The 12,562-nt window shown below is 42.3% G+C and carries 13 protein-coding genes and 1 pseudogene; 9 read left to right on the forward strand and 5 right to left on the reverse strand.

Features of this window, described 5'->3' with window-relative positions; translation table 11 throughout:
- Nucleotides 1-71 precede the first annotated feature (71 nt).
- The 5 genes from NFS43_RS07700 (at nt 72) to NFS43_RS07720 (ending at nt 5,101) form a co-directional block, all read left to right on the forward strand.
- Entirely contained in the window at nt 72-1,076 is a 1,005-nt protein-coding gene (locus NFS43_RS07700) for a DUF3231 family protein (RefSeq protein WP_251551058.1), read from the forward strand.
- A 476-nt stretch (nt 1,077-1,552) separates the two neighbouring features.
- Nucleotides 1,553-2,446 (forward strand): DMT family transporter, encoded by an 894-nt coding sequence (locus NFS43_RS07705; RefSeq protein WP_251551060.1) that lies wholly within the window; start codon nt 1,553-1,555, stop codon nt 2,444-2,446.
- A gap of 223 nt (nt 2,447-2,669) precedes the next feature.
- Nucleotides 2,670-3,185 (forward strand): DoxX family membrane protein, encoded by a 516-nt coding sequence (locus tag NFS43_RS07710; protein WP_251551062.1) that lies wholly within the window; start codon nt 2,670-2,672, stop codon nt 3,183-3,185.
- A gap of 147 nt (nt 3,186-3,332) precedes the next feature.
- The gene (locus tag NFS43_RS07715) at nt 3,333-4,208 is read left to right on the forward strand and encodes a permease (protein ID WP_251551063.1); all 876 of its coding nucleotides are present in this window, start codon (nt 3,333-3,335) and stop codon (nt 4,206-4,208) included.
- A 14-nt stretch (nt 4,209-4,222) separates the two neighbouring features.
- On the forward strand, nt 4,223-5,101 hold the full coding sequence (locus NFS43_RS07720) for a TIGR03943 family putative permease subunit (RefSeq protein WP_251551064.1): 879 nt from the start codon (nt 4,223-4,225) through the stop codon (nt 5,099-5,101).
- Here NFS43_RS07720 and NFS43_RS07725 read toward each other — a convergent pair.
- Nucleotides 5,098-5,349: a hypothetical protein gene (locus NFS43_RS07725; protein ID WP_251551065.1), complete on the reverse strand. Its 252-nt coding sequence runs from the start codon at nt 5,347-5,349 to the stop codon at nt 5,098-5,100. The two genes, NFS43_RS07720 and NFS43_RS07725, sit on opposite strands and share 4 nt — an antisense overlap.
- Before the next feature lie 200 nt (nt 5,350-5,549).
- On the opposite strand from NFS43_RS07725, the gene NFS43_RS07730 reads away from it, so the two are divergent.
- The 3 genes from NFS43_RS07730 (at nt 5,550) to NFS43_RS07740 (ending at nt 7,607) form a co-directional block, all read left to right on the forward strand.
- Nucleotides 5,550-6,509 (forward strand): aldo/keto reductase, encoded by a 960-nt coding sequence (locus NFS43_RS07730; protein WP_251551066.1) that lies wholly within the window; start codon nt 5,550-5,552, stop codon nt 6,507-6,509.
- Between the two features lie 248 nt (nt 6,510-6,757).
- Nucleotides 6,758-7,273, forward strand: coding sequence for a DoxX family membrane protein (locus NFS43_RS07735; protein ID WP_251551067.1), 516 nt, complete (start codon nt 6,758-6,760; stop codon nt 7,271-7,273).
- Complete coding sequence (locus NFS43_RS07740; RefSeq protein ID WP_251551068.1) at nt 7,248-7,607, forward strand: hypothetical protein; 360 nt, start codon at nt 7,248-7,250, stop codon at nt 7,605-7,607. The genes NFS43_RS07735 and NFS43_RS07740 overlap by 26 nt, the downstream gene beginning before the upstream one ends.
- Before the next feature lie 45 nt (nt 7,608-7,652).
- On the opposite strand, the gene NFS43_RS07745 is transcribed toward NFS43_RS07740, so the two are convergent.
- Entirely contained in the window at nt 7,653-8,897 is a 1,245-nt protein-coding gene (locus NFS43_RS07745) for an aminopeptidase (protein WP_251551069.1), read from the reverse strand.
- Between the two features lie 130 nt (nt 8,898-9,027).
- Nucleotides 9,028-9,666, reverse strand: a complete 639-nt coding sequence (locus NFS43_RS07750; protein WP_251551070.1) for a pyridoxamine 5'-phosphate oxidase family protein — start codon at nt 9,664-9,666, stop codon at nt 9,028-9,030.
- A gap of 308 nt (nt 9,667-9,974) precedes the next feature.
- Between NFS43_RS07750 and NFS43_RS07755 the strand changes: the two genes are divergently transcribed.
- Nucleotides 9,975-10,490: a DoxX family membrane protein gene (locus NFS43_RS07755; RefSeq protein WP_251551071.1), complete on the forward strand. Its 516-nt coding sequence runs from the start codon at nt 9,975-9,977 to the stop codon at nt 10,488-10,490.
- An 86-nt stretch (nt 10,491-10,576) separates the two neighbouring features.
- Here NFS43_RS07755 and NFS43_RS07760 read toward each other — a convergent pair.
- Together NFS43_RS07760 and NFS43_RS07765 are read right to left on the reverse strand one after the other, a co-directional pair.
- Nucleotides 10,577-11,006: pseudogene (locus NFS43_RS07760) on the reverse strand (group II intron maturase-specific domain-containing protein); the annotation flags it as partial.
- A 237-nt stretch (nt 11,007-11,243) separates the two neighbouring features.
- On the reverse strand, nt 11,244-12,476 hold the full coding sequence (locus NFS43_RS07765; RefSeq protein WP_251551072.1) for an MFS transporter: 1,233 nt from the start codon (nt 12,474-12,476) through the stop codon (nt 11,244-11,246).
- Nucleotides 12,477-12,562 lie beyond the last annotated feature (86 nt).

The following is a 12,562-nucleotide window of genomic DNA, read 5'->3' on the forward strand; positions in this document are numbered from 1 at the left end:
ATAAAAGGACTAGGCAAGGTTAAAATAAGGCAAAATGAGGCTGTGCCGATCAGGGTAAAGGAAGGATTCAAATGAAGGATAACAACCAATCCGAACGTTTAACATCTCCAGAAATTTCTAATTTATGGACTCATTATTTCCGTGAGACCTTATCTGTATGTGTGACAAAATATATGTTAAGAATTGCCCATGACCCAGAGATACATAATCTGCTTCAAACGGCACTTGATTTGTCCAATCAACATATCCGTACATTAAAGGATTTATTTCATAAAGAAAATTTTCCTGTTCCTAATGGCTTTACCGATAAAGATGCAAATTATGATGCACCCCCATTGTTCTCTGAACTTTTTTGTTTATATTATCTGCATACCATGACCCAGCATGGTGCCCAATCTTACAGTCTTGCCTTTAGTGTGTCGATCCGAAAAGATATTCGGGATTTTTATTATCAATGTAATTTAGATACGATGAATCTTTATAATCAGTCTCTCGAATTGCTGATGACCATGAAGTGCTACGTGAAGCCGCCATTTTATGAATTACCGAAAAAAATTCAATACGTCCAAAATCTTCAATACATAACCGATGTATTCGGAGACAGCCGGGCCTTGAACTCCATGGAGGTTGGAAATATTTTCTTTAATTTAGAAAAAAGCCGGTTAACTAAGGCACTGTTAGTGGCATTCAAACAGGTGTGCAAAGATCAAGCGGTAAATAAATTTTTGGATAAGTGCATCCAAGTAAAAAACAAACATATTAGCATCTTCTCCACTATGTTGTTAAAAGAAAATTTTCACACCGCGGTTACTTTAGATACGGAAATTACTACTTCCACCGTATCCCCTTTTTCTGATCGGCTCATCACCTTTCATTCCGGTTTCCTCATTGCAGCTGCCATCAGCTACTACGGAACCGCCAGTACCGCAAGCGCAAGAGTCGACATCACCACCAGCTGCGAAAAATCCATAATCGGCAACTTCCTCGTCCTCGGATCATTCAGCAAATTAGTCATAAAAAAAGGCTGGATGGAACAACCCCCCTTTGCCGACGACCGCCTAAAACTACCTGAATAGGGGCCAGTCCCCCGGCAGAGTAATACGTTAATGCAGCGGGGGACTGGCCCCCGGCTCTTTAAAGCGTTACTGTCATTAAAAGTTAATATGTTTCTTACAAATAGTTAATAGTTTGGTAATATTGGTGGTTTATAGTAAGAGGCAGTGGGGATAGCGAGTGTGGCTATCATGGTACTCGGCGAAGGAGGAGCCGATGCTGAATCATTTTTTAGTTCTCTCGAGTATGGCTGAATCCAGTTTAAGATTGGGATCCAGTCCTAAAAATGTGTCTGTCTCATGGTGAGGAACATTCCCTCACATCAACCAAAACAATAGCTGCTATTTAGTGAAAGTATCATCCCCACATCTAATGATGGGGAATGATACTTTTTCCAATTTATTGGCCTCCATTTCACCAACCAATCAGAAAACTCCGAAAAAATAAGTTGAGAAAATGCCTGTTTTGTGATTGGATTAAACATTAGGAGGGATACCATATGAGGGGAAAAATGAGACTAATCGTGACCATGCTCATTTTTGGAAGCATCGGTCTCTTTGTAAAAAAAATTGATTTAACTTCTAGTGAAATTGCCTTTTTAAGAGGGATCATAGGAAGCCTGTTCCTGCTTATAGCCAGTTTGCTGGTCAAGCACAAGCCATCGGTAAAAGCATTAAAAGAAAATGCCGTTCTGCTTCTAGTATCTGGGGCTGCTATTGGGCTGAACTGGATTTTTCTCTTTGAATCCTATCGGTTCACGACCATTTCCAATGCCACCATCAGTTATTATTTTGCCCCCGTGTTCGTCATGATTTTAGCTCCATGGGTTCTGAAGGAAAAATTGACGGCCGGCAAAATCGTCTGCATTCTCATGGCTATGATCGGTTTATTTTTAATCGTCAATCCTGGTTCAGGAGGCACGGACGGTTCAGCAAGTCATACACTCGGCATCTTCTACGGCCTCTTGGCGGCAGCATTATATGCCAGTGTCATTTTAATGAATAAATTCATGAAAAATCTGTCTGGTTTTGAAATCACATTAGTGCAATTGATGGCCGCGTCTTTAGTCCTGCTGCCATATATCAGCTGGAAGGGACAGCTCAGCTTTGCTGGGTTAAATGCAACATCGATTATATTTATTTTGATACTCGGGATCATTCACACCGGGTTAGCTTATTTTTTATACTTTACATCGATCCGAAAGCTAAAGGGGCAGACCATTGCGGTTCTCAGTTACATCGACCCGATTTCAGCCGTCATTTTTGCAGCCATTTTCCTAAACGAAAGCATGACCTGGATGCAAATGATAGGTGGAATCCTAGTCCTAGGCTCCACTTTCGCCAGCGAAAAACTAGAAATGAAAATCGAAAAAAACCAGGCAACCACCACATAGACGCTTTACCGCGGCGGGGGACAGGCCCCGCGGCGGTAATACTACAGTTTAACTTCCTTCAGGCATTTTCCCAGTTTGTCTCAAATTTGTTATCTTGTTCAAAAGTTCGCCATAACATTTCGAACAAAATTTGAACTTATCCCTATTGCCATGTTTTTTACCTTTAAATTTTATATATTAATGGTGTAAAGGAAAACAAAAGAATTTAAGGGGTGGAAAACTTATGTTTAACAAATTTTTAAGAGAAAACAAATACGCTGCTATCATCCTTGCGGTTTTACGTGTATATCTTGGTTATTCTTGGTTCACAGCCGGGCTTGGCAAATTAACGGGTGGATTTGATGCTTCTGGATTCTTAAAAGGCGCGATTGCCAATCCGGTAAAAGGTCCTGAAGGCGACATGGTATTTGGCTGGTACGTCCATTTCTTGAAAGGCTTTGCTCTGCCAAACGTCGATATCTTTAACTTTGTCGTTCCCTGGGGAGAAACATTAATCGGTTTAGGCTTATTGCTTGGATGTTTAACGACTGCTGCCATGTTCTTCGGATTATTCATGAACTTTATGTTCTTCTTAGCAGGAACGGTTTCTCACAACCCTAGAGACATTTTCATCGGCTTCATCATCTTAACAGCAGGCTACAACGCTGGCCGGATCGGTTTAGACCGCTGGGTCATTCCTTACATCAGAAAGTTTACAAACAAAAATGCCTCTGCTGAAAAACCAAAGGCTGCTGCGTAGCGATACACAAGGCGATTCAGGTTTCCTGAATCGCCTTTTTTTGCGCACATTATTGGATTCCTCCCTCTATTGGAAATCAAAAACAGCATCCTTTCTTTGCATTAGTGTTATAATAGTTATGTTTTTTTCACAACAGGAGGAATTCCTATGGATCAATTATTGCAATTAAATACAATCTTTATCAGTATAGTGATTGAAGCCATCCCGTTTATTATTATCGGAGCTTTCGTCTCAGCCCTTATCGAAGTATTCGTTTCTGAAAATATGATTGTGCGGATTATGCCAAAAAATAGAATTCTTTCAGTTATTACAGCCAGTTTAGTAGGTGCCTTGTTTCCAGGATGTGAATGTGGAATCATTCCCATAACTAGAAGATTAGTAGAAAAAGGGGTCGGACTTCCGGCAGCCATTTCATTTATGCTGACAGGACCAATCATCAACCCAATCGTTCTGTTTTCTACTTACATTGCATTTGGAAATAGCTGGACGATGGTCTGGTACCGGTCTGGGTTCGCCATCGCTGTTTCCATTTTAGTAGGGATTGTCCTTTCTTTCGTTATTAAAACCAATCAATTAAAAATTAACCCGGATGAGCACGTTCACGAACATGACCATTCGAAGCAAAATACAAAGCAAAAAATATGGAGTGTCATTACCCATACGATTGATGAGTTTTTTAACGTAGGAAAATTCTTGGTGATGGGGTCATTGATCGCCTCAGCGATGCAAACCTATATCCCTACCGCCACGCTCGCCACGCTTGGACATTCAAAAGTGGCGGCCATCCTTGTGATGATGGCTTTAGCTTTCATCTTATCGATTTGTTCTGAAGCGGATGCTTTTGTTGCTTCCTCCTTCAGAAACACATTCTCTCAAAGCTCAATTGTGACATTTTTAGTATTTGGTGCTATGGTAGACATTAAAAACCTGCTAATGATGTTTGGAACCTTTAAACCGAAATTCGTTATTCTTCTTGTATCCTTAATCTCCGGATTCGTGTTTATCGGCTCATTGTTACTGTAAAGGGGTGAATGAAAATGTTCCGTGTGATTATACTATTAGCGTTTACCTATTTGTTCTTTTATTTGCATCTTTCAGGAAATATTTCAAAATATATTAACATGAAGTATTCCTTTCTATCCTACAGCATGATTTATGCCCTATTTTTTCTGACGATCATCGAAGTTATCCGATGGTATCGGGCTGACAAAAAATCAGAAAAACAAGCAGATTGTCAGGAATGCCATCATGACCATGCACACGGCCATACCCATAAAGCCGAAAAGCCTTCAGTAGGCAAACGGGTAAAAAGAGTCATTTCGTATACCATGGTGATTATTCCAGCACTCACAGGTGTCCTGCTGCCGGTTGCAACCCTGGACTCCCAATTAGTCAATGCGAAGGGGTTTAGTTTTCCTACGCTGGAGGACGGGGCAGATAAATATGGAATGCATCAAATTTTAAATCCTGATATGAGCCAATTTCTGGGGAAAGACGGATTTTTAGAATTGGTAAGCAAAGAATTCAAGTCCTATAAAGGTCAAGATGACATCACCTTGACCGATGAGGATTATTTAAAAGGCTTAGAGGTCATTTACAATTATTCGGGGGAATTTGTTGGCAAATCCATTACCATGAAGGGTTTTTCCTATAACGGTCCGGGTTTGAACAGCAATCAAATATTCTTGTTCCGATTTGGGATGATCCACTGTATCGCGGACTCTGGCGTGTTCGGCATGCTCATTGAATTTCCTGAGGATGTCCACATTCCAAATGACCAGTGGTACCAGGTGACAGGAACCGTTGACACGATGTATTATCAGCCGTTTAAAATGAAAATTCCTATCTTAAAGGTAACGGATTATAAAATTATCGACCAGCCAAAAGATGCTTATGTATACCGAAACAGTTTTTAAACACTAAAAGGGGCTGCCAGAACACTTACTGTTAATGGCCAGCCCCTGAATTCATTTTTTCTTCTGTTTTTTGGTAACCTAGTTTTTTCTTTCTCTGGCCTGGTTTCAGGCACGTGTAGAAGCTTGCCAGAAAAAACTTTTTCCTGTTTGGCTTGTACATCATGATGAGACGTGCTGAACAGGGTTCCAAACGCAACGGTTGACAGGACCGCAACCGGTATAATTTTTCCCTTCATTTTGTTAAACAAACGAATTCCCCCTCCATTTTTTTTAAACACAAGTAAACTTTAATGATAAATTGTTAATCTACTATTACTGCATTGTAAAAATAGAATTTAGATTTTTAGTATATTGGCAGCAGTCCAAAAGATGGACAGCCTCATTCTTGTGTTTTTCCCTTTTAATGTTAATAATGATAGATGAAATACTTACGAAGGTGGGATGAAAGATGAAATATGTTCAGTTACAAAATGACCAAATCCCCTCCATTGCACTTGGCACATGGTCGTGGGGAACTGGCACAAATGGCGGCGATAAAGTTTTTGGAAACCAGCTTACCGCTGAAGACTTAAAACCGGTTTATGATGCTGCCATGGCCGCTGGATTCAATTTATGGGATACCGCAGCTGTTTATGGAATGGGGGCTTCGGAAACCATCCTGGGCCAATTTATTGACGGAAAACAGGATATCGTGATTTCAACGAAATTCACTCCGATCGGTGATCAGCCAGACCTAGCGATGGAGGAAATGCTCAACCATAGTTTATCCCGCCTTGGAGTGGACCATACCGATATCTATTGGATTCACAATCCAAAGGATGTTGAAAGATGGACAGCCAAACTCATTCCCCTGATGAAAAGCGGGAAGGTAAGGCACGCTGGTGTTTCCAATCATAATTTGGCAGAGATTAAATTAGCAGCTTCCATTCTTGAAAAGGAAGGCTTTAAGCTCTCTGCCGTGCAAAACCATTACAGTCTGCTTTATCGATCTTCCGAGGAAGCTGGCATTATTGATTATTGCAGCCAGCATGATATAGTCTTTTTTTCCTATATGGTACTCGAACAAGGGGCTTTAACCGGAGCCTACAGCTCTAAAAATCCGTTTCAACCGGGGACAAGACGAGGTGATGCCTTTAATGCGGATATCCTGGCCAAGCTGGACCAATTACTGAATGTCATGGATTCGATTGGCCAAAATCACGGGGCAGATCCGGCTGCCATTGCTATTGCTTGGTCGATCGCAAAAGGGACCGTTCCGATTATTGGCGTGACCAAGCCAAAGCATATTGAAGGGGCCATTCAGGCTGCCAATATTGAATTAACCGAAGCAGAAATAAATGATCTAGAAGCGGCAGCAAGGGAAACAGGCGTTGAAATCAGAGGCGCCTGGGAAAAGAGCATGGTGTAATACACTGCTATAAAAAAAGAAATCCCCGCCTTTAGCAAAACAGATTGCCGGCGTCACGGTCCTTACTGCTGTGACGCCATTTTAATAGGGATCCACTCCTCATTTGCTGGCAAACACCACTGTTCAAAAGTTCGCCATAACATTTCGAACAAAATTTGAACTTGTCACTATTGCCATGTTTTTTACCATGAAATTTTATATATTAATGGTGTAAAGGAAAATAAAAGAATTTAAGGGGTGGAAAACTTATGTTTAACAAATTTTTAAGAGAAAACAAATACGCTGCTATCATTCTTACGGTTTTACGTGTATATCTTGGTTATTCTTGGTTCACAGCCGGTCTTGGCAAATTAACAGGAGGATTCGATGCTTCTGGATTCTTAAAAGGGGCCATCGCTAAACCTGTTACAGGTCCTGAAGGCGACATGGTATTTGGCTGGTACGTCCATTTCTTGAAAGGCTTTGCTCTGCCAAACGTTGATATCTTTAACTTCGTCGTTCCTTGGGGAGAAACATTAATCGGTTTAGGCTTATTGCTGGGATGTTTAACAACTGCTGCTATGTTCTTCGGATTATTCATGAACTTTATGTTCTTCTTAGCAGGAACGGTTTCTCACAACCCTAGAGACATTTTCATCGGCTTCATCATCTTAACAGCAGGCTACAATGCGGGCCGCATCGGTTTAGACCGCTGGGTGATTCCTTTCATCAGAAAATTTGCAGGCAGGAACGCCAGCGATGAAAAACAAAAAGCAACAGCGTAATGACAGCATAACAAAGACGGTTCGATTTCCGAACCGTCTTTATTTGACTATATCCCTTTTGAATAATAACACCTCAACATTCCATATTAGTAATAAAGAGGTGATATTATGGGACTTTTCCATCGAAGCACAACGAAAGCTAACGCGAAAAATAAATGCCCAGTCTGCCGGGGTAAAGGCTATCATTCCTTTGCAGGAAGTGATTTCTTTACTGCAGAGCATCATCGATGTTCCCATTGCCAATCTAGTAACAGCAGCAGTTTATTTACAAAGTGGGAGTAGATCGGGGCTGGCAAAGCCGCCAGTTATTCTTTTTTCACAAAAAAACCGCTGAATTTTATCAGCGGTTTTCTTTTTGCGGCTATATGATGGACGTTCTTTAAATAGCCCAGTCTCCGTTGCGGAAGATCGGTACAACCGTGCCGTCTTGTTTAATGCCGTCAATATTCATTTGATTAGAGCCAATCATAAAGTCCACGTGGACAGTGGAAGTATTCATGCCATTCTTCAATAGTTCTTCTTCACTCATTTTGGTGCCGCCTTGAATCGTTGTTGGGTAAGCAGCCCCAATCGCTAAGTGGTTGGAGGCATTTTCATCAAATAGTGTGTTAAAGAACGTGATGCCGGATTGGGAAATTGGTGATGGGTCCGGTACTAAGGCTACTTCCCCTAATCCTGTGCCGCCTTCATTGTCAAATACCAGCTTCTTGATGGTTTCGTCCCCTTTTTCAGCAGAGATGTCGACGATTTTTCCATCTTTAAAGTGAACTTCGATTCCTTCAATAAGGGTGCCTGCGTAGCTGAGCGGCTTGGTGCTGCGAACGACACCATCCATTCGGTGTGTATCAGGAGCGGTATACACTTCCTCTGTCGGCATGTTGGCAATAAATTCTTCGCCCTTTGGATTTTGGCTTTCTGCACTTAACCAAATATGATTCTTTGGCAGTCCTAAAGTTAAATCTGTGCCAGGTGCCGTGTAGTGCAGGGCATCAAATTGGATTTCATTGAGCACAGCTGCTTTTTCATTCAACGTTTTCTTGTGTTCATCCCAGGCAGCCACTGGATCGTCTTCATACACGCGGCAGGTCTTAAAGATTTGGTCCCATAAGGCATCCACTTGTTCTTCAGATGTTGCCAAATCTGGGAATACGGTTGCTGCCCATCCGGCTCCAGCTGCAGCCGCAACGGTCCATTTCAAGTCATCATTTTGTGTAGCAACGCGCTGGGCTTTGAACGCTTTTCCAGCCACATTTTGGTAAGCCGCAATTTTGGCCGCGTCTACTTCATTAAGCAGGCCAGGATCGCTCGATAGAATCGATAGACGGCTTACCCGGTGATTCAAGACATGGTCTTCTGATTCTTGAATTTCGTAATCAGGAATGTTTGTCAGTACTTCAACAGGCTGATGTATGTAATTTAGTTTGGTAATTTCGTCGTCGGACCATTTAATGATTATTTTTTCCGCGCCTAATGCATAGGCTTCTTTCGTAATCAAGCGGGCCAGCGGAGCTTGGTCAACCGTAATCGTCATTTTCACCCAATCACCGGGTTGAACATTAATTCCTTTCGCCACTAACAGACGAGCGTATTTTTGTAAATTCTCATTAAAATTAGGGAGCACCATACTTTACCTCCAATATTTATTATACCCTTTATACTAGCATAGTTAATCGAAAATTTCTGCTTTTGGCAACTATTCAATATTACTCATTCTTACCTGATTCAGGGACAGGCATGCAATGATTGACAGATGATTAGTAAAGTCGTTTCGTATAGCTCTCTTCCAATGCTTTCTCGATTGCATCAACACTGCTGCCCGGCAATTTCGCGTGATCAAATAGGACTTTTGAAGGAGATGGAAGTGTCCCTTTATCAGGCCAAGTGTGGGGTTCCCATAGTCCTGAACGCTTAAAGGCTTTCGCGCAATGCATAAAACATTCTTCTACTTCCACGGCAATTCCTAGAAGAGGTTTCTTCCCGTTTATGGCCATTTTATCCAATACTTCTTTCTCTTTTACAATGACAGCCTTCCCGTTGACTCTCAATGTCTCCCCCATCCCTGGAATGAAAAATAGCAGGCCAACCTGCGGGTTTGACAATATATTTCTCATCGTGTCCATTCTCTTGTTACCTGGCCGGTCCGGGATGATTAACTGCTTTTCATTTAAAACCTCGACAAATCCTGGCATATCCCCTCTTGGAGAAACATCACAATTTCCATAATGATCGGAAGTGGAGATAACCATAAAGGGAGATCTGGAAATAAAGTCCGAACAATGGTGATCCAAAAAGCCGATCACCTTGTTCTTTACCAACTCACTCGAAAATCCAACAATTGACCGTAATTCCTCTTCCGAACTAACCGTATCCTTAAAAACCTTGCCCTCTGCCATTCACATAACTCCTTATTCAATTATAATCAGGCTTTCTAAAACTACCCTATCCCTATAAATATTCAATAATAACAGCCCATTTCCTTCCGGAGAAAAGCGGACCTTCCCAACTGAATTGGCTGGGGGCCTGTCCCCCAGCCAATTAATGCGTTACTACACCGGGGGACAGGCCCCCTTTAGTGTTCAATAGTTTGCCATAAGATTTCGAACAAAATTTGAACTTATCCCTATTGCCATGTTTTTTACTGTGAAATTTTATATATTAAGGGTGTAGAGGAAAACAAAAGTAATTAAGGGGTGTAAAACTTATGTTTAACAAATTTTTAAGAGAAAACAAATACGCTGCTATCATCCTTGCGGTTTTACGTGTATATCTTGGTTATTCTTGGTTCACAGCTGGTCTTGGCAAACTAACAGGTGGATTTGATGCTTCTGGATTCCTAAAAGGGGCCATCGCTAAACCTGTTACAGGTCCTGAAGGCGACATGGTATTTGGCTGGTACGTCCATTTCTTGAAAGGTTTTGCCTTGCCAAACGTCGATATCTTTAACTTCGTCGTTCCTTGGGGAGAAACATTAATCGGTTTAGGCTTATTGCTGGGATGTTTAACAACTGCTGCTATGTTCTTCGGATTATTCATGAACTTTATGTTCTTCTTAGCAGGAACCGTTTCTCACAACCCTAGAGACATTTTCATCGGCTTCATCATCTTAACAGCAGGCTACAATGCGGGCCGCATCGGTTTAGACCGCTGGGTGATTCCTTTCATCAGAAAGTTCACAAACAAGAACGCCGGTATCGAAAAACAGAAGGTCACAGCATAATTAAATATAATCGAGTAGGAAGGGGCGATTAATCCCCGACCTCTCACACCACCACCCTACGAACCGTCCGGTTTACGGCGGATCAATTAAGTTTGACGTAGAAATTCATATCTCTGATATAGACTTTTCAGCCCTCGATTGCTCCAATAAGCGTAATCGAGGGTTTTGTGTAGAATCGGACTACCAGTTATTCTCCAGTATTGCTTTCTAGCGTTTCCCATTCGTATGCCTTGTATGGTGGAACTCCCAGACTTTTGAGTTTTCTCACTCTTGTTTTGGGTATTTCCTTAGCTTCCATTCACTCATCAAATTGTTTGAACTTACTTGCTGTATCCGTTAAAGCAAAATATCCACATCAGCCCGTTAAATATTGATTTAGTTTCACAATTCTTATTTCCATCGGGAGGGGTCTTGAACGTGAAGTTTGCTCACGTATTTTTGATTTTAATCTTTGAGACTTTCACTGGAAAAACGGACCTTCGGTTTCTTATAAACTGTAAAACTCCGATTGAAGAAAATTATCTCTCGGATTCTCACTATATTGTCTTTAATAAGCGGGATTGAAGACAGTTCCCTTCATGAAAGCCAACAGTCTGTCTTTAATGGTTTTCTGTCAAGAAAGCGGACACTAAAATTTGGTGGACTTGCCCCCTAAAGATTGCACCCATGCTGAACGCACCAGCACAAAGACGATTCGGGGAATCCGAATCATCTTTTCAATTGTTCTTATAGGAAAGACAAACCAAAAAATCGCTATTGATCCGTTAAAGACTTAATTTTTCTAATCGACGGGAACAAAATCATCCACAGTCCTGCAATCAATACGGTACCGATTCCCCCGATGAACGCGGCCGGCACAGGCCCAAGCAAACCTGCCACCGTACCAGACTCAAACTCCCCAAGCTGATTGGAGGTTCCAATAAACAACGAGTTCACCGCATTCACCCGCCCCCGCATCTCATCTGGTGTTTGCAGCTGCACCAGAGATGAGCGAATGACCACACTGATCACGTCCGAGCCGCCAATCAGCAGCAGCGCAATGATCGATACAATGATATTGGTGGATACGGCAAAGAGCATCGTAGCCAGCCCAAAAACGGCAAGAGCCCCAAACAATTTAAGTCCCGCGGCTTTCTGAAGCGGAAAATAAGCCAAAAAGATCGAAACGATTAATGCTCCCACTGCCGGTGCCGTCCGCAGCAGCCCCAAGCCCCACGGCCCAACATGTAAAATATCCTGAGCAAAAATCGGCAGCAGGGCTGTCGCTCCTCCTAATAAGACAGCAAATAAATCCAGCGAAATCGTACCTAAAATAACAGGATGTTTATAAACAAATTCCAGGCCCATCAGCATCGACCTTAATGTAACCGGCTCCGCCTTCCGGACAGGAGCCTGCTCAATCCGGATCAAGAAGGTAAGGATTGAGGCCAATAACAAAGCAGCGGCTGCCGTACTATAAACGAAGTTCGGCCCTAACGAGAACAAGACCCCGCCAAGGGTCGGACCAAGAATTTGAGCAGTTTGCCCAGCCATCGTAGTCAAAGAGATCGCTTGCGCTAAAATCGACTTTGACACAAGCTGCGGCAGCAAAGCCGAGGATGTCGGTCCCTCGAACGCCCGGCAGGCGCCAATAATCGCGGCCGCAAGCAAAATCATTTCACGGTCGATCCAGCCAGCCAAATTGCCGTATAACAAAAGGGCCGCTACCACGCCTTCAATAAATTGGCAAACCAACAAAATTCTCTGGCGGTCAAACCGGTCTGCCGCCTGTCCGACCACCAATGTCAGCATCACCATCGGGATAAACTGGGCGAGACCCACTAACCCAAGACTAAAGGCGTCATGCGTCAAATCATACATCTGCCAGCCGATTGCGACAGAAAGCATTTGAAAAGAAGTAGAAGATAAAATCCGGCCAGTCCAATATTTAGAAAAAGAAGGCTGCTTAAATAATGAATTACCTGTTTGAACCAAGATGCAACACACGTCCTTTAATCATGAATAAAAATGGAAGCACCGATGCCTGCCGCATCAGCAAAACCAGCCAAAGGTATTTCTAAAAATTCAGGCAA

The sequence above is a fragment of the Neobacillus muris genome (assembly GCF_943193175.1).
GTDB classification, from domain to species: Bacteria; Bacillota; Bacilli; order Bacillales; family Cytobacillaceae; genus Neobacillus; species Neobacillus muris.